The organism is Marinithermofilum abyssi, assembly GCF_014641195.1.
In the GTDB taxonomy this organism is placed as follows: domain Bacteria; phylum Bacillota; class Bacilli; order Thermoactinomycetales; family DSM-45169; genus Marinithermofilum; species Marinithermofilum abyssi.
The window spans coordinates 19,436-39,050 of the sequence record NZ_BMHQ01000010.1; the positions used below are offsets into that span (position 1 = coordinate 19,436).

Genomic DNA, 19,615 nt, shown 5'->3' on the forward strand with positions numbered 1-19,615 from the left:
TTTGTTTGAGAAAGGAACCACGGATCATGAAGGGAAATGTTTTCGTAAACAAGGAGGTGTTCCGATGAAACGGACAAACCTGATTAAAAAATTTGACCGCCAAGCCCCTATATATGAGAAGATGCGCAGGAAAAAGCGTCTGAGCCAATGGCGCTCCCGGTTGATCGGGGCAGCCCGCGGGAAGGTGTTGGAACTGGCCATTGGAGCAGGCACCAATTTTCCTTTTTATCCATCGGGTGTGGAAGTGACAGCGGTGGATTTCAGTCCGGAGATGATCAAACGGGCGAAGACAGCGGCACAAGAGTACAGCTTGGACGTGGAATTTTTGCGGGCCGATGTGGAGGAACTTTCGTTTCCGCCGGATTCCTTTGATACTGTAATCTCGACGTGCTCCCTGTGCGGATACGATGATCCCGTGAGTGTGCTGAATCATATGAACCGATGGTGTAAAAAGGATGGGCGAATTCTTCTGATGGAACACGGAATCAGTTCCAACGCGGCGTTGGCGGCGATGCAAAAAATGCTGGACCCTGTCGCATACAAGGTCGTGGGTTGTCACCAAAAACGGGATATGATGAAGATGATCGAAGAGTCGGGGGTGATCGTGGACAAGGCGGAACATTATATGGCCGGTGTGGTTCATCTGGTTTGGGCACAGCCAAGTAAAGATTCGGAAAGGTTGACAAGCTAACCCGTCAAGGTTTCAAACCGTCTTAGGGAAAAAAGAGCTTTTTACCGTATACAATATAAAAACTCCCCAGTTAACCTATACCGGGGAGCCGTTGTTCTACTTCCTCAGCTATACGCTAAACCCATTGGGCAAAGAACAAAGTTGTTTATAATAAAATAGAGGTGATTGCTATGAGGAAATGGGCCTGGAGTGTGGTGAGTATCGGGCTGATAATGGTGTTGACTTTGGCTGGATGTGCTTCTGGCGAAGACAAGAGAGAGCAACATAAAAACATGGATCATGAAAATATGAATCATGGTGAGATGAAACATGGAGAGGATGGGCACCAAGGACATGAAAAAGGTGGTAAAGGAAGCGAAGTAACACCGTCGGTATCGCTGAAAACACAAAAATCCAAGCAGGAATTAATCGTAAGCTTAAAGGATCACGAGGGGAATCCAGTCAACCAAAAGGATTTGGTAAAAAATCACGAGCGGTTGATACACCTAATCGTGGTTAGTCGAGATCAAGAAGTGTATCAGCATCTCCATCCAAAACCCGAAGGAAAAGGAACTTTTACAGTTACGACAGAATTACCCTCTGGCTCCTATCAAGCCTTTGTGGACATTAAACCTAAGTCCCTCTCCTATGAAGTGAGCCCGGTCCCACTTCAAGTCGGAGATAAAAAAGAGCCTCCGGCTCAGCTTAAGCCGAATAAAAAATTTACTCAGTCTGTCCATGGGACAACGGTCACCATGAAACCAACGACTTTTAAAGCAAATCAACCAACCATGCTCGATTTCCGTTTGAAGGGTGGGGAACCTCAGCAATATCTCGGAGCGTTAGGCCATGTGGTCATTCTAGATGAAAAGGCAGAAGACTTCGTCCACGTACATCCCGCATCCGATAAAGAGACACGATTCGCCACGGAGTTCAAAAAACCAGGTATATATAAAATCTGGGCAGAGTTCAAAGTGAACGGCAAAGTGAATGTGTTCCCCTTTGTGGTTAACGTTCAATAACCTGCATATTACTACCATGAAGATGTGTGTAACTGTTTGTTCGACCGCAAATCAGTTTAATACAATGAAACTGAGTTAAACTCAGTGCAATGCCGCTAACCCTTGTTATTACTAGGGTTAGCGGCATTTTTTCGTGCAGTCGTTTTCGGTTAATGCAGCCTATTCCAACACTAATACCTCCATATAGAAAAACTCCCCAGTTAACCATTACTGGGGAGCCGTTGTTTTCTTCCTTTGTTACTTTTTCATCAACCGGTGCACGGTGGTTAAGAGTTCATCGATCACTTCATGATCGCCCTCTTGGATCCGTTCCAGCACGCAGGTTTTCATGTGTCCTTCCAGCAAGATGCGGCTGACGCTGTTCAGAGCGGACTGGACCGCGGCGATCTGGGTCAGGACATCGTCGCAATAGGTGTCATTGTCGATCATTTTGCGGATGCCGCGGATCTGTCCCTCAATCCGGTTGAGCCGGCTAGTCAGATTGCTTTTCACTTTTTCGGAGTGATGGCTCTTTCGTTCTGTCCCCGTCTGACAGGTGTTTGTCTCGGTGGGCGTCTTCGTCGTTTCCGGTCCAGTAATCTCCATTTACATTCACCCCCTGCTCCAACTTCAAAAATATCCGGCCGTCATAGACATGAGACGCTGTTTCCAGGTAGCTGATGTTTTGATAGATGCTTTGTGCCAACTGCCGGCCTCGTTCCGGTGTCATTTGATCATACCAAATTCCGCGGGGGTACTGGATGACAATCGGACCGAAGGCACATCGGCCATTGCACAGGGTTTTGGTGGTATGCACTACTTTTTGCATGGACAGCTGGCGGATTTCCTGGCGAATGGCTTCGGTTACCTCTTGCGCCCCGTTGCGGGTGCAGCTGGCTCCGTTGCAGAGGAGGAGGTGGTTCTTTACGCCTTCCAGCTTCATATCAGCGTTCCTTTTGCCCGATGTTTAACCGTTGCAGACGCAGAGCATTCAACACGACGGAAACGGAGCTGAAGGCCATGGCCGCACCTGCCAGCCAGGGAGCCAGATAGCCCGCTGCTGCCACGGGAATGCCGATCAGGTTGTAGGCCAAGGCCCAGAACAGGTTTTGCCGGATGTTTTGCACCGTCTTTTTACTTACATCGATGGCATCGGCGATGCTGTTCAAGTCCCCGCGCATCAAGGTGATATCGGCTGCTTCCATGGCGACGTCCGTGCCGGTCCCGATCGCCATGCCGAGATCGGCCGCCGCGAGGGCAGGGGCATCGTTGATGCCATCTCCCACCATCGCTACGGTGTGTCCGGACGACTGCAGCTTTTTCACTTCATCGGCTTTTTGGTCGGGCAACACCTCTGCAATGACGCGATCCACTCCTACTTGTTGGCCGATGGCTTGGGCGGTACGCTTATTGTCTCCGGTCAAAAGGATCACTTCCATTCCCATGTCCTTCAGACGGATGATCGCTTCACGGGAGGTTTCCCTCACCGTATCCGCCACAGCGATGATGCCTGCCAAGCTTCCTTTCACCGCCGCCAGCATGGCTGTTTTTCCTTCCTGCTCCAGCCGTTCCATATCGGAAGCGGCGGCGTCGGTTGCTACCTCATGTTGGGCCATGAATTTGCGGGTGCCTACCAGTACGCTGTTGCCGTCCGCCAACGCCCGGATGCCGTAGCCGGGGATCGCCTCAAACTCTTCGGCAGCGGGCATTTCAATCTCTTTTTCTTTTGCGCCGTTGACAATGGCTTCAGCCAAAGGATGCTCGGAGCTTTTCTCAGCGGCCCCCACCAAACGAAGCAGCTGGGTTTCGTCCATGTTCCCCGTTGCGATGACATCGGTCAGTTTCGGTTCCCCTTTGGTGACGGTGCCCGTTTTGTCCAGCACGACCGTTTGGATCTTGTGGGCCGTTTCCAGGTATTCGCCGCCTTTAAATAATATACCCATCTCAGCTGCCCGTCCCGAGCCAGCCATGATGGAGGTAGGGGTGGCCAAGCCCAAGGCGCAGGGGCAAGCGATGACCAGCACCGCGATCGCTTTTTCCAATGCGCCGGCAAAGTCGCCGGGCTCAACGCCCAGGAACCAAATAAAGAAGGTGATCACCGCAACTCCGACCACAATGGGGACGAACACCCCGGAAATCCGGTCGGCGATGCGTTGGATGGGGGCTTTGGACCCTTGGGCTTCCTCCACCACTTTGATGATCTGAGCTAGTGCGGTATCCCTTCCCACTTTGGTGGCACGGAATTTCAGGCTGCCTTGTTTGTTGATGGTGGCTCCGATCACCGTATCCCCAGGGTTCTTCTCCACGGGGATGCTTTCCCCGGTCAGCATCGATTCGTCGACGGCAGAGGTGCCTTCGATGACTTCCCCGTCGACGGGGATTTTTTCCCCGGGTTTTACGACAACGGTGTCTCCCACCTGCACTTCTTCCACCGGTACTTGCATCTCCTGCTCGTCCCGAATGACCAGGGCCGTCTTGGCCTGAAGGCCCATCAGCTTCCGGATCGCTTCGGATGTGCGTCCTTTGGCCCGGGCTTCCAACAGTTTGCCGAGCAGGATCAGGGTGATGAGGATGGCGCTGGTTTCAAAGTACAGCTCCACCTGGTGGTGCCCGGCGGCCCGGAGTGTCAGGTACAGGCTGTAAAAGTAGGCGGCTGATGTCCCCAGTGCCACCAGCACATCCATATTGGCGCTTTTATTGCGCAGGGCTTTGTATGCTCCCACGTAAAACTGCTTCCCGATAATCAACTGGACCGGAGTGGCCAGGACCAGCTGGAACCAGGGATTCATAAACAGGTCGGGCACCCATAAAAACGAAGTGAAGGTGAAATGGCCCACCATCGCCCAGAGCAAAGGGAAGGAGAGGAGGGCGGAGAGAATAAACTTTCGTTTTTGAAACGCGATCTCCCGCTGCTTATGTTCCGCTTCTTCTCCCTTTTCTTCACTTTTGAGCGTTGCCTGGTACCCGAGCTGTTCCACTTTCTTGATGATGTCGGATACCGAGACTTCCGAAGGATTGTATTCCACCCGGGCCGTTTCCATCGCAAAATTGACATTGGCGTTGACCACCCCGGACAGTTTCCTCAGACCTTTTTCAATCCGGTTGGCGCAGGCGGCGCAGGTCATGCCTGTGATTGGAAAGGATGCTTTTTGCTCCATGCTTCTCACCCCTTGATATACCCTGTGGGGGGTAATGTGCGGCGACAATCTTATTTCACATCATACCCTTGGTCTTCAATCGCTTCTTTGATCGTATCCAATGTCGTTTTGGATTCATCGTAGCTGACATCGACGGTTCCTTGGTCCAGGTGCACGTTGCCTTCGGCACCAATCTCTTTTAAAGCTCTTTCGATGGCTTTGACACAATGTTCGCAGGACATGCCTTCCACTTTCATAGTGATGTGTTTCATGGAAATACCTCCTTCGGTAGGGTGATTTGGAGTAATCACCTGCTTTTGTTTTGGAATATACCATACCCCAGGTAGGTATGTAAAGGGATGTTGATACAATGGGATGGCCCATGTTTTTATAGGGAGTATGCTTATCATTGTCTGTAAAATTATAAGAGGCCATGCATGCGAAGGCCGCAAAAGGGGCAGTAATTCCACTTTTTTGCAAGGGGTTGTGACATGGGGCGCAATGAATTTTTAGGGGCCGACTTTCCCGGTACGAGATGGCCATTATGGTCCGGTTCTATCATATTTTCTGTCATTCCACATATACATGGGAAACATAGTGTCCCTTACAGCAGTGCCATAACAGGAACTCTCTGCGGTCGAGAGAGTCCGGAAGAAGGAGGGCAGAAATCAACAGACCAAAAATATAAAATGGAGGAGTTTGATGATCAAAAAAGTGGACAAGAAGGTTTTCACTTCGTTAACTTTAGCCAGTTCATTATTTTTAGGCTCCAGTTCTGTTCAGGCGATGGCGAATCCTCCTGATGAGAAGGGCAAGTCTAAGGATAACGCCAACAGGGCAGAGGTGGATCAGACAGCCCGGGTGCATCAGTCGCCGAAAAAAGTTAGCTATCATGTCATTTCAAGCGGGATTCGGTATGATGCCCGCGTGAAAGCCAAAAAGGCGGATGCCTCTGCGACCGGCAAAGTGTACATTGTTCAAAAGGGTGATACTTTATCGCAGATCGCGGCTTGGCACAACTTGAGCCTCCGTGCCGTGATTGAGATGAACCAGCAGCTGCAAAACCCCAATCGCATCTATGTGGGACAAAGAATCCGGTTATCCGGCAAGAGTGATGTTACCATCTCCACCGGCAAACCCCAGAAGGTTGTCGCTCAAAACCAATCATCGTCTCATCATTATCAACGCACTTCTTCCCGTCCATCCTCTTCATCTTCCCCAAGCGGATGGCAGCAAAAAGCGGATGCAATCATACAGGAAGCCCAACGTCATCTGAATGATCAATACCAGTACGGGGCGGAAGGACCCAACCGCTTCGACTGTTCGGGATTTACATCCTTTGTGTTCCAACAAAATGGATATTCTTTGCCCCGTAGCAGTTCCCAACAAGCAGCCGCGGGAGCATCGGTGGCGGCTCAGGAACTTCGCAAAGGAGATCTGCTATTTTTCGACACCTCAGGCAGCGGGGTCAGCCATGTAGCCATATACATGGGGGATGACCGTATGATCCATGCCACCAACCCCGAAACCGATGTGACCGTCGATTCGATGAATGAGAGTTATTGGAAGGAACGATACGTGGGTGCACGAAGGATTATTGACTGAATGGATAACCAGAGCTTTCTTCCGCCGGTTGACCATAGAAAAGCCAAAGCCGCCTGAGAACTCGGGCGGCTTTCGCTGTTGACAAAGTTTATCGTCGAAAAAGAAAAGAGCACATCTCTCAAGGAGCGACCTTTCGAAGATGGACGACGGGTAAAAGAGCCTTTTGTGTGTACAAGAGGTTTGGCAACGGATAGCACTTAATTAGATAATTAGAATATAATCTAAATATAGAAATATGGTGAGGTGACATCCCCTGAATGATGCATTCAAAGCACTGTCGGATGCCAATCGACGGCAGATCCTGCGCTTGCTTCGGCAGAGGGATATGACGGCAGGCGAGATTGCCGAGCATTTCCATATGTCCAAACCAAGCGTGTCTCATCATCTCAATACCTTAAACCAAGCCAATCTGGTGCTGAGGGAGCGTCGAGGGCAACATATCGTCTATTCCTTGAATACAACGGTGCTGCAGGAAGTGATCAGTTGGTTTCTCGAGTTGTCAAAAGGAAAGAAAGAAGGAGGTCGATGAGGGATGAAGATCCGATGGAATCGCTGGGATACCCTGATTGTCATCCTTGCCTCGGTTACCATCCTGTTTGCCTGGTCGGTGTACCAAGAGCTGCCGGATCAAATTCCCAGCCACTTCGGTCCGGCAGGAAAGCCAGATAGCTACAGCAAAAAGAGCATGTTCATCCCGATGATGGGAGCCCTGGTTATGTTCCTCCCCTTCCTGATGAAGTGGCTGCCTGTGCTGGATCCGCGCAGGGAAAACTATCAAAAGTTCGGCCGTTTCTATGACTTGTTTCGCCTGTCCATCACCTTGTTTCTTGGAGGGACGTTTGACGCCGTTCTTTTGGTTGCCCTGGGGTATTCGGTCAATATTTCGATGGTGATGTGTCTGGGGCTGGGACTTTTGTGGATGGTTCTGGGTAACTATATGGGGCAGGTGCGTCCCAACTGGTTTTTTGGGATCAAGCTCCCCTGGACGTTGGAGAACGATGAGGTGTGGCGGAAGACTCACCGATTCACCGGACCGTTGTGGGTAGGAGCGGGTGTGCTGATGTTGTTTGCCGCTTGGCTGCCAGGCATCTGGGCTTTTTGGGTGACGATGGTTTTGGTTGGGTCTGCGTCTGTATTGCCGGCAGTCTATGCTTATTGGACCTACCGGAACATGAAAAGCAGTTTGTAGCAAAGATTTAAACGAAAAGAACCCTTAGTCATGGCTGTGAGATCACGAAGGTGAATCAGCCAACGTGGGCGTTTGCGGTAATTACTACCCTTGAACAAAGCAATGACAAATACGCTACTGATATCAAACCGCTTCTGAGGCTGCCAATCGGCTCCCTTTTTATATAATGCGCCGCAGCACTACCAAACCGCCTATCCCATCCATAGGCCTGCTGAGATTCCAGAAGAGGGGTATGGATAGACATGCTCTTTTGGAAAGACCTAGGCATACACTGGAAAAAGTAACTGAGGGGTAAAAGGGGATTCATATGAATAAGACGAAATGCGGTTCTTTTACGGAAGTCCACCATGAAGTTCACCATGAAGTTCATAACGAGCGCCATTATGAAAATGTAGACCGTGGTTGGTTTAAAATAGGAAAACCAACTCCAGAAAAGCGGGCCTCTGAGCCGCAACCCGATTCCAACTGTACCGTATTGGTCTATATGGATCAGGAATATGATCTGACTCCCGCTCTCGGAAAGGTAGCGGCTTCGGGGATTATGAAACGGATGACAACGCTTGGGAGGATGGCGGAGATTTTTCAGTTGCCAACGATCATTACTTTGCTGGGGACGGGGGTAGAGAAGTATCAGGGGTTTTTGGGGCAAAAATTGCACAGCCTCTTTCCTTCGGTGCCGATTCTCACAAGGACGGAGATCAATGCCTGGGACAATTCCGCTTTTGTACAGACAATCAGGCGAACGAAGTGCAAAAGTTTGGTGTTGGCCGGTATCGGGCTTGATCCGAGTTTAGTCGTTACCGCACTTACGGCTGCATCTCAAGGATACCGGGTGTTTGTTGTGATCGGAGAAGACGAAAAGAAGACAGTGGTTACAGAAGCTGCCATCCAGCGGCTGATTCAAGCGGGTGTATGGCCGATCAGTTGGATGGGGTTGGCTTTTTATTTGCAAAGGGATTGGAGCTCGCCGACTTCAACATCGTTAATTCGTCTATTTTCAGAATATGGATGAGATTTATGATTTGTCGAACATATTCAGTCCCTGTTTTTAAAACAACATAAAAATGGTTCGAACAGCGAGCACCGTTTGTTTCCGGTGCTTTTTACTATTTTGATAGGATGTGAATGTTTGTTGGGAACCCCCAGCGAACAAATGATAATGCCTCCTTGTCAAATGGTGTGTTTTTTTATGATAGTGGCATTCATCCAAATGGAAAATGCCGACTCGGTTCGTCGGCATGAAAGAGAACGAAATGCTTTTCGATTTAAACGGCTTGCTTCATCGCCGCCAAGGCTACGCACGCCCATCCGGCCAAAAAGGCGAGCCCGCCGAAGGGGGTAATGATCCCCAACTTGGTGACATTGGTAAGCGCCATCACATACAAGCTGCCGGAGAACAGAATGATACCGGCCAGAATGAGCCAACCTCCCGTCGTCACCAGGGAAGAAGCCCCCCAACGCTCTGCCAAGAGACCGATGAACAGCAGGCCCAAGGCATGGGCCATGTGGTAATGGGACCCGGTTTGCCAATTTGCCAGCATCCGTTCGGAAATTTTCCCATCCAATCCATGGGCCCCGAAGGCTCCCAATGCAATACTGAGAAACATATTGACGGCCCCGAGAACGATCCAGATCTTCATGCTTCAACCTCCTCTCATGCCGGTCATCGTTTGGTACCACTCCCAGTATACTGTGAACCGGTCGGTTATGCACGCGGTTTCACGGGATCGTCCGATTTCACCGGGACAAATGCATATTTTGCACCGGGGCTAAAATCGGAGTGTACTTTCAATGGGTGAAGTGATTATAATAGGGAAAGGAGGGTTTTTCCTCAAACCAACAGAGTTGTGCCCATGCAAAAATAAGAATCATTCTCAGTGGCTGGTCATGCTGTCCGCGGGTGTGCGGGCAGCATGTTCCGTTTTAGAAGGGATAACAATGAGTTTTATTCTCACCAAATGAGGGAGTGACAAACGGTGGCACAGCTGATCACCACTGCGATGAGATCGGCAAAGCATATCCGGCAGACACAGTGGAGATGGGACTGGGTAGGTCGTCACGGAGAAGCGCTGGCAGCGGGAGTGTGCGGAGGATGCGCCTTGCTGGCATGGTGGCTGGAAGGAAGATGGCAGATGGGGGCTGTTCCATTGTATGTGCTGGCTTATGTCATCGGAGGATTTGCCAAGGCGGCGGAAGGGATCCGCACGATGGTCCGGGAGCGGAAGATGGACGTCAACCTCCTGATGATGCTGGCAGCGGGAGGGGCGGCCAGTATCGGACATTGGGCCGAAGGAGCCGTTCTTATTTTCATTTTCGCATTGAGCGGTGCGATGGAAACCTACGCCGAACAGCGAAGCCACCGGGATTTAACCGCGTTGGTTCAGATGCGTCCGGTAACTGCCCGCCGTTTGCAAAGCGATCGGGAGGAGATTGTGCCGATCGAGCGGCTCCGACCGGGTGATCAAGTGCTGGTGAAGCCGGGGGAACAAATTCCTACGGACGGTATCGTGGTGGAAGGAGCTTCCGCTGTCCATCAATCGGCGATTACGGGAGAATCCGTTCCGGTGGACAAACAAGCGGGGGAAGAAGTTTTTACAGGTACGCTGAACGGGGAAGGGAGTCTGGTTGTGCAGGTGATGCGTTCCAGTGAAGAGAGCGTATTCGCCAAAATGGTTCAATTGGTGCAGTCGGCCCAGGAAAGTTGCCCGCCTGCTCAGCGCTGGATGGAAGGGTTTGAAAAATGGTACGTTCACGGCGTGTTGTTGACGGCATCGGCTGTCATGCTGCTGCCGCCTCTGATGTTGGGGTGGGGGTGGGATCAAGCGGTTTATCGGGCGATGGTCTTTTTGGTGGTGGCTTCCCCTTGTGCGGTGATGGCTTCCATTATGCCGGCCGTCCTGTCGGCCATGTCCAAAGGCGCCCGGTCCGGACTCCTGTTTAAAGGCGGTTCCGATGTAGCTGCTTTGTCTCAGGTTCGGGTGATCGCTTTTGACAAAACCGGCACGTTAACTTGCGGTGAACTGCATGTGACTCATGTACAGGGAGTGAACGGCTTTTCGGAAGAGGAAGCGCTGCTAGCCGCCGCTTCCGTGGAACGCCTGTCCGAGCACCCCATCGCACAGGCGATTGTCCGGGAAGCGGAGAGACGCGGGCTTGCCTTGGAGAAACCGGCTCGTTTTGTATCGGTGACCGGGTCCGGGGTTCAGGCTGTATGGCGGGAGCATCTGTGGAAAGTGGGGAAAGGAGACTTTGTCCACGTAGAGGACGGGGTTTTCCAGGAAGGGGAAGGTCGGGGCAAGGAAGGGGAAACGGTGGTCTTTGTCACCCGGGATGGGGAGGCGGCGGGATGGATTGCGTTGCAGGACCGGATCCGTTCGGAAGCGGCGATCGCGGTACATGCTCTTCGGAGTCAAGAAATACGCACCGTCTTGTTGACAGGGGACTGTCCGGCAGTAGCTGCTGCTGTGGCAAAGGAATCAGGAGTGGACGAGTGGAGAGCAGGTCTGTTGCCCGATGAAAAGGTGGAGCAAATCCGCTCGTTGCAGCAACGATTTGGACCCGTAGCCATGATCGGGGATGGCGTCAATGACGCTCCGGCTCTTGCAGCGGCAGATGCCAGTGTGGCGATGGGTGCCGCGGGAACAGACGTGGCGCTGGAAACGGCACGGATTGTGCTGATGCAGGACGATCTGAACAAAATTACGGAAGCGGTAGGGATGGCGCGAAAGGTGAACCGGATTGTGAAGCAGAATCTTATCTTTGCGGGCGGGGTGATCTTGCTCTTGATTCTGGCCAACTTCGAGTATGGTATTCCCTTGCCCTACGGCGTCGTAGGCCATGAGGGAAGCACTATCTTAGTGATTTTGAACGGGCTGCGCCTGTTGCGTTAAATTTGAATGTGGAAAAAGGTTTCTGCGTATGATAAAATAAGAAGCAAGAAAGAACGGTGTTGGCGCTGTCCCGCTTCCGGGACCGGAAAGCTCAACGAAGTGGCAGCTTCAGTTGAGCTTTTTTATTACCCAAAACCGGTTAACCCTAAAGGGACTTAGCGCTCTTTCTCCCCTCGACCCCGCTGATCGCGGAAGATCTCATAGAGGAGACGAGCCAAAGCGGTGAGTGCCAAAACAATGGCAGCCATTTCGCTCCAACTCATGTACGCCTCACCCCCCTTCACGGATCCTCGATCCCAGGGAGCGAGACCAACCACCATTCTCTCTGCTTCTTGTCCATATTATACCATAGTTCTCCCCATAATGGACGGAATATTCCCTCTTTGTAAAAAAGTAAGATGTTTTTCAGTAACCCTATCAAAAGGAAAACCCCCGGATTCCCAACAGGGAGCCGGGGGTTCATCGTTACATGGATTACTTTCGCAGCCAGTCGGTGTGGAAGGTGCCTTCCTTGTCGATCCGTTGATAAGTATGGGCACCGAAGTAGTCGCGCTGTGCCTGAAGCAGGTTGGCCGGAAGCCGTTCCAGCCGGTAGCTGTCGAAGTAAGCCAGGGCACTGGAGAAGCCCGGTACCGGGATGCCGCTGTGAACAGCCAGGGCTACGACTTTGCGCCAAGAGTCCTGGTAGTTTTCCACGATTTCCTTGAAGTACGGATCCAGGAGGAGGTTGGTCAGTTCCGGATTGTTATCGTAGGCTTCCTTGATGTTTTGCAGGAAGCTGGCCCGGATGATACAGCCGCCGCGGAAGATCATGGCGATGCTGCCGTAGTCCAGATTCCAGCCATAGGCCTCGGATGCAGCCCGCATCTGAGCGAATCCTTGGGCATAGGAGCAGATTTTGCTGGCGTAGAGAGCCTGTCGAATCGCTTCGATCCATTTTTTCTTATCGTCGGTATGGATCTGAGTCTTGGGACCTTCCAGAATCTTGCTGGCCTGTATCCGCTCTTCTTTCATCGCCGACAGGAAGCGGGAGAAGACGGATTGTGTAATAATCGACAGCGGGACACCCAGGTCCAGTGCGCTTTGGCTGGTCCATTTGCCGGTGCCTTTTTGTCCGGCGGTATCCAGGATGACATCCACCAGGGATTTACCGGTTTCCTCATCCACTTTGGTAAAGATGTCCGCCGTGATTTCAATCAGGTAGCTGTCCAGCTCTCCTTCATTCCACTCAGCGAATACTTGGTGCAGCTCTTCGTTGCTTAAGCCCAGCACATCTTTCATCAGGTGGTAGGCTTCGGCAATCAGCTGCATGTCGCCGTATTCAATGCCGTTGTGCACCATTTTTACATAGTGTCCCGCACCATCGGGGCCGATGTAGGTGGTGCAAGGATCGCCGTCCACTTTTGCAGCGATGGCGGTCAGAATCGGCTCTACTTGCTTGAAGGCATCCTTTTGACCGCCGGGCATGATGGAGGGACCTTTCAGCGCGCCTTCCTCCCCTCCGGAAACGCCTGCCCCGATAAACCGGATGCCGGCCTCTTCCAACTCTTTGCTTCGGCGGATCGTATCCTCAAAGTAGGCATTTCCGCCGTCGATAATGATATCTCCTTCATCCAGCAGCGGTTTCAGGGATTCGATAGTTTTATCGGTGGGTGTACCGGCTTTCACCATCAAGATCATTTTGCGCGGTTTTTCGAGAGAATCCACAAACTCTTCCAGGCTGTAGGCAGCTTTTACGTTTTTGCCTTCCGCTTCTTTCATGAATTCTTCTGTTTTTTCCGGGGAGCGGTTGTATACGGAAACACTGAAGCCTTTGCTTTCGATATTGAGCGCCAGGTTTTTGCCCATGACGGCCAAACCGATCACACCGATTTGTTGTTTAGACAAATGGGTTCATCCTTTCTTTCGTTTTTGCAGCAATAAAGCTGGACGAGTGCAGACTGCCTCTTTGTATCTTACCCTGTACAGAGGGCTTCAACCTTCTTTTACGGACGTTACCCCACTTTCGGTCGGGAGTCAAGGAGCTGAAAACGGTTCATTCGGATCAATCTTCTTCTTCCACATCCAGGCGGCATTCTTTCAAAGGCACGATCTTCGTCTTTTTCACCCATTTGTAACCTAGCCACAATAATAGGAAGAGAGGCAGGCCGATATAAGAGACGAGGATCCCGTTCCAATCGATGCGGTTCCCGATGAAGGCGGTGTAGTTTTGGCCTCCGATCACAATGACGCAGAGGATCAGGGCGAACAGAGGACCAAAGGGAAACCATTTGGCTCGGTAAGGCAAGTCATTCAAATCCCGGCCCTGAGCGATATAGGCTTTGCGGAAACGATAGTGGCTGATGGCAATGCCAAACCAGGCGATAAATCCGGACAGACCGGAAGCGTTCAACAGCCAGACGTATACGGTGCCGTCACCGAAGATCGAGGCGAGGAAAGCCATCATCCCGACCAGGGTGGTCAGCAGCAGCGCATAGATCGGAACCCCCTTGCCGGTTACTTTGGCGAAAAGGCGGGGAGCGTGTCCTTCTTTGGCCAAGTGCCACAACATCCGTGTAGAGGCGTACATGCCGGAGTTACCCGCAGACAATACCGCCGTCAAAATCACCGCATTCATCACGGATGCGGCGAAGGCAAGTCCTGCTTTGTCAAAAACGATGGTAAAGGGACTCTGCCCGATGTTTTCCACGCTGTCGTTTACCAGGTTGGGGTTGGTGTAAGGGATCAGCAAGCTGATCACAAGAATGGCCAGTACGTAGAAGAGAAGGATGCGCCAGAATACCTGCCGGATCGCTTTGGGTACGTTTTTCTGTGGTTCCTTGCTTTCTCCTGCCGCTATTCCGATCAGTTCGGTTCCTTGGAAGGAAAATCCGGCAGCCATAAACACCCCGAGGACAGCAGCCCAACCTCCATGAATAGGGGTGTCGCCGATCATCCAGTTCTTCAATCCGACGGCTTCGCCGCCCAAGATGCCGAAAATCATCAAGGTACCTACGACGATAAAGATGATGACAGTGGCTACCTTAATAAAGGCAAACCAATACTCCGACTCGCCGAATCCTTTGACGGAGAGCAGATTCAAGCCGAGGATCAATGCCAGGAAGAGTGCGCTCCACAAGAGGGAATGACTGTCCGGAAACCAGAATTTGATCAACAATGTGGAAGCGGACAGTTCTGCGGCGATGGTAATGGCCCAGTTGTACCAGTAGTTCCAGCCCATGGCGAATCCGAGTGCCGGATCCACGAAGCGGGAAGAGTAGGTGCTGAAAGAGCCGGACACAGGGAGAAAGGAAGCCATCTCTCCCAGGCTGGTCATCAAAAAGTAAACCATCAGCCCTACCGCAGCATAAGCCAACAACGCTCCACCGGGGCCTGCTTCGTGAATGGCACTGCCGCTGGCCATAAACAGCCCAGTGCCGATGGAACCGCCGATAGCGATCATGGTGAGCTGACGGGAGCTGAGACCTCGTTTCAGTCGGGTATTTTCCTGTTCAGGGCTATGGTTGAAGGAACGAGCAGAATCATTGATTGCGCTCACGATGAGTCACTCCTTATCTAAGAATGTACGAAAGGAGTGATGGGTAATAAAAAATACCGCCGAAAGGGTTTCGACGGTATCGTCAACCCGCATCACCTTTCGCTGTAGCTCTCCACGCCGGTTTGAAAAACCGGTGTGACAGTCCTGTTCCTGTTCGGACACAGGCCCAGCCCGCACGCCCAGAGATACGTACGAACTTCGGCGGCTTTTCCTTTCCCTCGCCATCATCAGTGTCCCTGCCCCTCCTGCGAGGTACTAATAAAAGCCGCGACCTCTACCCCACCAGATGTGATGAGGATGGATTATAGGATTGTTGGTATACGGCTTTTAGTATAGAGGAAGGACAACGATTCGGCAACAAGAAGGAATTTCCTGTGTGGGGATTTCTTTGGCGTCACCAGAGTCAACGCATGAAATAGTGGAATGTGGGTCAGGAAAGCTCAACGAAGAGATGGATGGAAGTAGTCAAAATCGATTCAGATAGATAGATGGGGGGAAAGCATTTTATCACGGACATCCGATGTCTGAAGAACACGTTAAGGGATACTTAAAAAAGCTCAGCGAAGGAAAACGAAAAAGAAAAAATGGCTTTGGAGCGAAACATATGAGGGAGAAAATTTTTGTAGAGAAACCCCTTTCGTTAGTTAAAAAACAACCATTAAGAATTCATGCTGGATGGACTGTCATTTTTAATGATTTTTCAGAACTTGATCCACAGATCATTCATCCAGAAGATGAAGAAACATGGTTGTGGATGTTCCTGCAAGATTTGCTTTATCTAAAATATTGTCACGGTCCTATTTCCTTGGACCTTAGTTGGTATCCCGCAGGGGATCCAGATGGTTCCTATGGACTTGAATTAATCAAGGATTCGGATTGGCAGAATCCACTTCGATCTTATTCCACAAGAGATAAAGAGAAGATCGTGGATCTGATCAACAAAGCAACTCGGGGAAAGATTTAAAAACCTCAACATTAAAATTGGGTATCGGCGGATGTGCACGGCCGGGTTTCGCCGCGGAAACAGGCATCTTTTCGGGGATGCTTTTTTGTGTGGATATCCCAAAAGGTTGAAAGACACGTTGATGATCCCGCTTCTTATCCTCTCCCTGCCTGGAAGCTGGGATACAGGGTCATGCCGCCGTCGGCAAACAGAGTGATGCCGGTGACGTAAGAGGCTTCATCAGAAGCCAGCCATGCAGCCACAGCGGCGATCTGTTCCGGTTGGCCGATTTCCCCCATGGGGATGAGCTCGGTCACGGCCTGTTTTTGTTGGGGATCGGCAAATTTTTCGGCGTTGATCGGCGTATCGATCGCTCCCGGTCCGATGGCATTGATCCGGATGCCGCGGGGGGCGAATTCCAGGGCCAGCGTTTCTGTCAACAGTTTCATCCCTCCCTTGCTGGCTGCATAGTGGACAAAATGCGGCCAAGGGATCCGTTCATGGACACTGGACATGTTGATAATGCATCCCTTGATCTGGTGTTGCAGCATATGGCGTATCGCTTCCCGTGCGCCGAGAAACGCGCCAGTCAGATTGACGGAGAGCACTTTGTTCCAGTCTTCCAGGGACAGATTTTCCGAGGGGACTTCGTTTTCAATGCCGGCATTGTTCACCATCACATCCAGGCTGCCAAAATGGTCTACGGTATGATGGACCAGGTTGCGCACATCCTGTTCCTTTGTGACGTCCCCTTGAATCGCCAGCCCTTCGCCGCCAAGGGATTGGATCTCTTGGACCACTTGGCGGTAGGGTTGTTTTTCATCCAGATAATTGATGGCGACTCGTGCTTTTTCCCGGGCCATCCGCAAAGCGATCGCCTTGCCGATGCCCGTCGCCCCTCCGGTGATCAGTACCGTCTTTCCTGCCAGATCGGGATACATGGCTGATTCCTCCTTATGACTTTGCTTTGGTGAATCCCAATATCACGCCGCCGGTGATGATCAACAGGCAGCCGGCGATAACAAGGATCATCCGTTTTTTGGTAGGGTGTTCTTTCAGTAAAAACAAGCCGCCCACCGTCGATATGATAATACCGGTCTGAGAAAGGGAGAAACTGATCGCCACACCCGCCAACGGAAGGGCCAGCAGCAAGCCCAGATTACCCAGTCCCCACAATAAACCGGACAGAATGTTGCGCAGGGCGTAACGGTTAAAAGGGTGGTGACGAAAAGTGAGCAAGGTGGCACCGGTCACCATCCCCGTGGCTTGCGGCAGAATCGCAGACCAACCGTCAATGTGGAACCAGCGGATCAGGATGACGTAGCCGAGGTAGCCGAGGGTGGAGATAAGCAATGTCATGAGCCCTCTTCGCAACCGTTGATCTCCTTCGATGTCTTCTTGGCTGTCTTGCTGGACGGATACGACAAACACGCCGACGATGATCAGGACGATGGCTGTGCTGCCCAGAAGAATCGTTGTTCGGGATTGCCATTCATGGAATATCAGCACCCCGAACAACGTAGTAGCCAACAGTTGCATGCCGGTCGAGAGGGGGACGGTTTTGGAAACACCGAGATCTTTGATGCTGGCTAGCTGGTTTCGCTGGCCCAGGGCCCAGAACATACCGGATAGGAAGCCGACCCACACCGCTTTCATATCGATTGCGGGCTGGGTGATGAGATACGTGACTCCGGAAAACAAGAGGGCACCCCATGTGGTGCCCAGTGTCTGGCTGTGGGCATCTCCTCCCAGTTTTACGGTGACCAGCACGATGCTTCCCCAGCAGACAGCTGGGATTAAAGCCAGCAACACTCCCAGCACGGGATCTCATCCTCTCCTTGTTGGAATAGCGCTATTTATTGTGTGTAGATGGGCAAGAAATTATCTCTAATATACAAAAAACCACCCCGCGGGGTGGCTGAAGCATTCTCTAGCCTTAAGAAGCGGCGGCATCTTTTTGTTGATGATCCAGCATCCGCTGAATCGATGGTTGATTCCCGTACAAAATAGCGGCTCCGACAGCGATCAGAACGGTTGCAATCAGATAGGGAGCGGTGGGGAAGATGGTGGAGGAAAAACCGGCTGCCACCGGTGCGATACCGGCACCCAGCCAACGGATAAAGTTATAAGCTCCCGATACAATACTGCGTTGGGCCTTTGACACATCGATCGTCAGACTGGAAAAAGCGGTGTTGTTCAATCCGCATACAAAACCGGACAAAATAATGACGGCGGTTTGTACGGCAGAAATCGGGATGATAGCGATCAAAATCAGAACAACAGCCATCCACAACATTCCCCGTTGGGTCAGCCACAGGGAGGAATGGCGTTTTACCAGCCGGTGCGCCACTTTGGTGGAGCCGATGCCGAGGCAAGCGCCCCATCCGAAGAAAATAAGTCCCAGTTGTATCGCGTCCAGCTTCAACAGTAGCGGAGAGTAGGCCAACACGGTGAAAAAGGCGTAGTAGTAGAGCATGGCACTGAAGGCGGACAAAAAGAAAGGACGCTCCCGCAACGTTTTGGCGAAGTCTTTGAGCCCGGCCCGCTTTCTTTGCCGCACCGGCGGCTCTTTGACCAGCATGGCGGTAAGTATGGCTGCCAGCAATACCAGGATTCCCGTGCCAACGAAGGGAAGGCGCCAGCTGAAGTGACCGAGAAGGCCGCCGAGTAAAGGACCCATGGACAGGCCCATGCCGAGAGAAGCTTCATAATAGCCCATTCCCTGTTCCAGGTTGCTGGACAGGCCGATTAGGATCGACATGGAGGTGGCAAAAAACATCGCATTGCCAAAGCCCCATCCAGCCCGCAACAATGCCAGTTGACCCACGGTATCAGACAGGGAGCAAGCCAAGGCAAATAAAGTGACCAGACTTAAGCCGGTTACCATCACCGGTTTGCTGCCGAAACGGGTGTCCAGAATGCCGCTCGGGATCATAACGAAAGCCATCATGAAGATATAAGTGGTAAAAAGCATTTCCACCTGCCAATGGGTGGCTCCGATCTGTTTAGCGATTTCCGGGAGGATAGGGTCCACCACGCCGATCCCCATAAAACCAAACAAGGCGGCGAGACAGGTGGTGAGTACGCTTCTGCACGCTTGTTTTTCGTCAATCTGCGGTTGCATCAAAACACCTCCCTCTTAAATAAGATGTTGAGTCTGTGCGGCGCTATTGGTTCTCCCGCCGAGCCAGGCCCTTGTTGACCCGGTCAAGGAGCTCCTCCAGTTCTTGTTTGAATTGGGTCATCTTTTTCATCCGGTAGCGGATCATATCCAGCTGCCGTGTTACCGTATCCCGGATTTCCTTCAACTCTTCGACTTGCTTTTCCGGAACATCGGATTGGCGATATCCCCGGCGATGAGCTTCCAACTCCTCTGTCAGTTCCATGAACCGACGGATTTCCTGCAAGGAAAAGCCCAGTACTTCCCGAATCTCACTCATTCGTTTCAGCTGCTGGATATCTTCATCTGTGTACAGGCGAATTCCGCCCTCACTCCGTTTTGCGGGTTGGAACAGGCCGATCTCCTCATAGTAGCGGATGGCCCGTTTGGTAAGCCCTGTTTTACGAGCCACTTCATCGATTTTGTAGTACTCCATGGAATCCCTCCTGGTACTGATAGACTTGATTGTACGAAAAAATTAA

The 19,615-nt window shown here is 51.7% G+C and carries 19 protein-coding genes and 1 riboswitch; of the genes, 8 read left to right on the forward strand and 11 right to left on the reverse strand.

Translation table 11 applies throughout. The features are described from left to right. Positions 1-64 precede the first annotated feature (64 nt). Both IEW70_RS13395 and IEW70_RS13400 read left to right on the forward strand, forming a co-directional pair. Positions 65-691, forward strand: a complete 627-nt coding sequence (locus tag IEW70_RS13395; protein ID WP_188648427.1) for a class I SAM-dependent methyltransferase — start codon at positions 65-67, stop codon at positions 689-691. A 170-nt stretch (positions 692-861) separates the two neighbouring features. Beyond that, positions 862-1,692, forward strand: a complete 831-nt coding sequence (locus IEW70_RS13400) for a DUF8832 domain-containing protein (RefSeq protein ID WP_188648428.1) — start codon at positions 862-864, stop codon at positions 1,690-1,692. Positions 1,693-1,929: 237 nt separating this feature from the next. Here IEW70_RS13400 and IEW70_RS13405 read toward each other — a convergent pair whose 3' ends face one another. The 4 genes from IEW70_RS13405 to copZ are packed head-to-tail and all read right to left on the reverse strand — an operon-like array spanning position 1,930 to position 5,080. Beyond that, positions 1,930-2,277, reverse strand: coding sequence for a metal-sensitive transcriptional regulator (locus IEW70_RS13405; RefSeq protein WP_188648429.1), 348 nt, complete (start codon positions 2,275-2,277; stop codon positions 1,930-1,932). Further along, on the reverse strand, positions 2,165-2,614 hold the full coding sequence (locus IEW70_RS13410; RefSeq protein ID WP_188648430.1) for a (2Fe-2S) ferredoxin domain-containing protein: 450 nt from the start codon (positions 2,612-2,614) through the stop codon (positions 2,165-2,167). Before IEW70_RS13410 ends, IEW70_RS13405 begins: the two co-directional genes overlap by 113 nt. Position 2,615: 1 nt before the next feature. Further along, a complete protein-coding gene (locus IEW70_RS13415; RefSeq protein WP_188648431.1) occupies positions 2,616-4,829 on the reverse strand; it encodes a heavy metal translocating P-type ATPase in 2,214 nt (737 codons plus the stop codon). Between the two features lie 50 nt (positions 4,830-4,879). Then, positions 4,880-5,080, reverse strand: a complete 201-nt coding sequence (gene copZ / locus IEW70_RS13420) for a copper chaperone CopZ (RefSeq protein WP_188648432.1) — start codon at positions 5,078-5,080, stop codon at positions 4,880-4,882. Between the two features lie 430 nt (positions 5,081-5,510). Between copZ and IEW70_RS13425 the strand changes: the two genes are divergently transcribed. From IEW70_RS13425 to IEW70_RS13440, 4 genes are all read left to right on the forward strand, one after another. Beyond that, positions 5,511-6,413: a C40 family peptidase gene (locus IEW70_RS13425; protein WP_188648433.1), complete on the forward strand. Its 903-nt coding sequence runs from the start codon at positions 5,511-5,513 to the stop codon at positions 6,411-6,413. Between the two features lie 253 nt (positions 6,414-6,666). After that, entirely contained in the window at positions 6,667-6,942 is a 276-nt protein-coding gene (locus tag IEW70_RS13430; protein ID WP_188648548.1) for an autorepressor SdpR family transcription factor, read from the forward strand. Between the two features lie 3 nt (positions 6,943-6,945). After that, positions 6,946-7,602: an SdpI family protein gene (locus IEW70_RS13435; protein WP_188648434.1), complete on the forward strand. Its 657-nt coding sequence runs from the start codon at positions 6,946-6,948 to the stop codon at positions 7,600-7,602. 307 nt (positions 7,603-7,909) lie between these two features. After that, complete coding sequence (locus tag IEW70_RS13440; RefSeq protein ID WP_188648435.1) at positions 7,910-8,614, forward strand: isochorismatase family protein; 705 nt, start codon at positions 7,910-7,912, stop codon at positions 8,612-8,614. A 253-nt stretch (positions 8,615-8,867) separates the two neighbouring features. Here the strand turns inward: IEW70_RS13440 and IEW70_RS13445 are convergent, their stop codons facing one another. Continuing rightward, positions 8,868-9,242, reverse strand: coding sequence for a DUF423 domain-containing protein (locus IEW70_RS13445; protein ID WP_188648436.1), 375 nt, complete (start codon positions 9,240-9,242; stop codon positions 8,868-8,870). 336 nt (positions 9,243-9,578) lie between these two features. Here IEW70_RS13445 and IEW70_RS13450 point away from each other — a divergent pair, with 336 nt between their 5' ends. Further along, on the forward strand, positions 9,579-11,492 hold the full coding sequence (locus IEW70_RS13450; RefSeq protein ID WP_229751993.1) for a heavy metal translocating P-type ATPase: 1,914 nt from the start codon (positions 9,579-9,581) through the stop codon (positions 11,490-11,492). Positions 11,493-11,966: 474 nt separating this feature from the next. Here IEW70_RS13450 and gnd read toward each other — a convergent pair whose 3' ends face one another. Together gnd and IEW70_RS13460 are read right to left on the reverse strand one after the other, a co-directional pair. Next, complete coding sequence (gene gnd / locus IEW70_RS13455; protein WP_188648437.1) at positions 11,967-13,379, reverse strand: NADP-dependent phosphogluconate dehydrogenase; 1,413 nt, start codon at positions 13,377-13,379, stop codon at positions 11,967-11,969. A gap of 157 nt (positions 13,380-13,536) precedes the next feature. Beyond that, positions 13,537-15,021, reverse strand: a complete 1,485-nt coding sequence (locus IEW70_RS13460) for an amino acid permease (RefSeq protein WP_268234881.1) — start codon at positions 15,019-15,021, stop codon at positions 13,537-13,539. 106 nt (positions 15,022-15,127) lie between these two features. Further along, a riboswitch (Lysine riboswitch) is annotated at positions 15,128-15,315 on the reverse strand. Positions 15,316-15,550: 235 nt separating this feature from the next. Here IEW70_RS13460 and IEW70_RS13465 point away from each other — a divergent pair. Beyond that, complete coding sequence (locus tag IEW70_RS13465; protein WP_188648438.1) at positions 15,551-15,994, forward strand: hypothetical protein; 444 nt, start codon at positions 15,551-15,553, stop codon at positions 15,992-15,994. A 134-nt stretch (positions 15,995-16,128) separates the two neighbouring features. Here IEW70_RS13465 and IEW70_RS13470 read toward each other — a convergent pair whose 3' ends face one another. From IEW70_RS13470 to IEW70_RS13485, 4 genes are all read right to left on the reverse strand, one after another. Then, positions 16,129-16,914: a glucose-1-dehydrogenase gene (locus tag IEW70_RS13470; RefSeq protein WP_188648439.1), complete on the reverse strand. Its 786-nt coding sequence runs from the start codon at positions 16,912-16,914 to the stop codon at positions 16,129-16,131. 13 nt (positions 16,915-16,927) lie between these two features. Beyond that, positions 16,928-17,791, reverse strand: a complete 864-nt coding sequence (locus tag IEW70_RS13475) for a GRP family sugar transporter (protein ID WP_188648551.1) — start codon at positions 17,789-17,791, stop codon at positions 16,928-16,930. Between the two features lie 118 nt (positions 17,792-17,909). Continuing rightward, positions 17,910-19,097, reverse strand: a complete 1,188-nt coding sequence (locus IEW70_RS13480) for an MFS transporter (protein ID WP_188648440.1) — start codon at positions 19,095-19,097, stop codon at positions 17,910-17,912. A gap of 43 nt (positions 19,098-19,140) precedes the next feature. Then, complete coding sequence (locus IEW70_RS13485) at positions 19,141-19,569, reverse strand: MerR family transcriptional regulator (protein ID WP_188648441.1); 429 nt, start codon at positions 19,567-19,569, stop codon at positions 19,141-19,143. Between the last annotated feature and the right edge of the window lie 46 nt (positions 19,570-19,615).

Bases quoted from the DNA above. Each gene is read 5' to 3' on its own strand.
- IEW70_RS13395 (WP_188648427.1), top strand. From the start codon at position 65: ATGAAACGGACAAACCTGATTAAAAAATTTGACCGCCAAGCCCCTATA.
- IEW70_RS13400 (WP_188648428.1), top strand. From the start codon at position 862: ATGAGGAAATGGGCCTGGAGTGTGGTGAGTATCGGGCTGATAATGGTG.
- IEW70_RS13405 (WP_188648429.1), bottom strand. From the start codon at position 2,277: ATGGAGATTACTGGACCGGAAACGACGAAGACGCCCACCGAGACAAAC.
- IEW70_RS13410 (WP_188648430.1), bottom strand. From the start codon at position 2,614: ATGAAGCTGGAAGGCGTAAAGAACCACCTCCTCCTCTGCAACGGAGCC.
- IEW70_RS13415 (WP_188648431.1), bottom strand. From the start codon at position 4,829: ATGGAGCAAAAAGCATCCTTTCCAATCACAGGCATGACCTGCGCCGCC.
- copZ (WP_188648432.1), bottom strand. From the start codon at position 5,080: ATGAAACACATCACTATGAAAGTGGAAGGCATGTCCTGCGAACATTGT.
- IEW70_RS13425 (WP_188648433.1), top strand. From the start codon at position 5,511: ATGATCAAAAAAGTGGACAAGAAGGTTTTCACTTCGTTAACTTTAGCC.
- IEW70_RS13435 (WP_188648434.1), top strand. From the start codon at position 6,946: ATGAAGATCCGATGGAATCGCTGGGATACCCTGATTGTCATCCTTGCC.
- IEW70_RS13440 (WP_188648435.1), top strand. From the start codon at position 7,910: ATGAATAAGACGAAATGCGGTTCTTTTACGGAAGTCCACCATGAAGTT.
- IEW70_RS13445 (WP_188648436.1), bottom strand. From the start codon at position 9,242: ATGAAGATCTGGATCGTTCTCGGGGCCGTCAATATGTTTCTCAGTATT.
- IEW70_RS13465 (WP_188648438.1), top strand. From the start codon at position 15,551: ATGTCTGAAGAACACGTTAAGGGATACTTAAAAAAGCTCAGCGAAGGA.
- IEW70_RS13470 (WP_188648439.1), bottom strand. From the start codon at position 16,914: ATGTATCCCGATCTGGCAGGAAAGACGGTACTGATCACCGGAGGGGCG.
- IEW70_RS13480 (WP_188648440.1), bottom strand. From the start codon at position 19,097: ATGCAACCGCAGATTGACGAAAAACAAGCGTGCAGAAGCGTACTCACC.
- IEW70_RS13485 (WP_188648441.1), bottom strand. From the start codon at position 19,569: ATGGAGTACTACAAAATCGATGAAGTGGCTCGTAAAACAGGGCTTACC.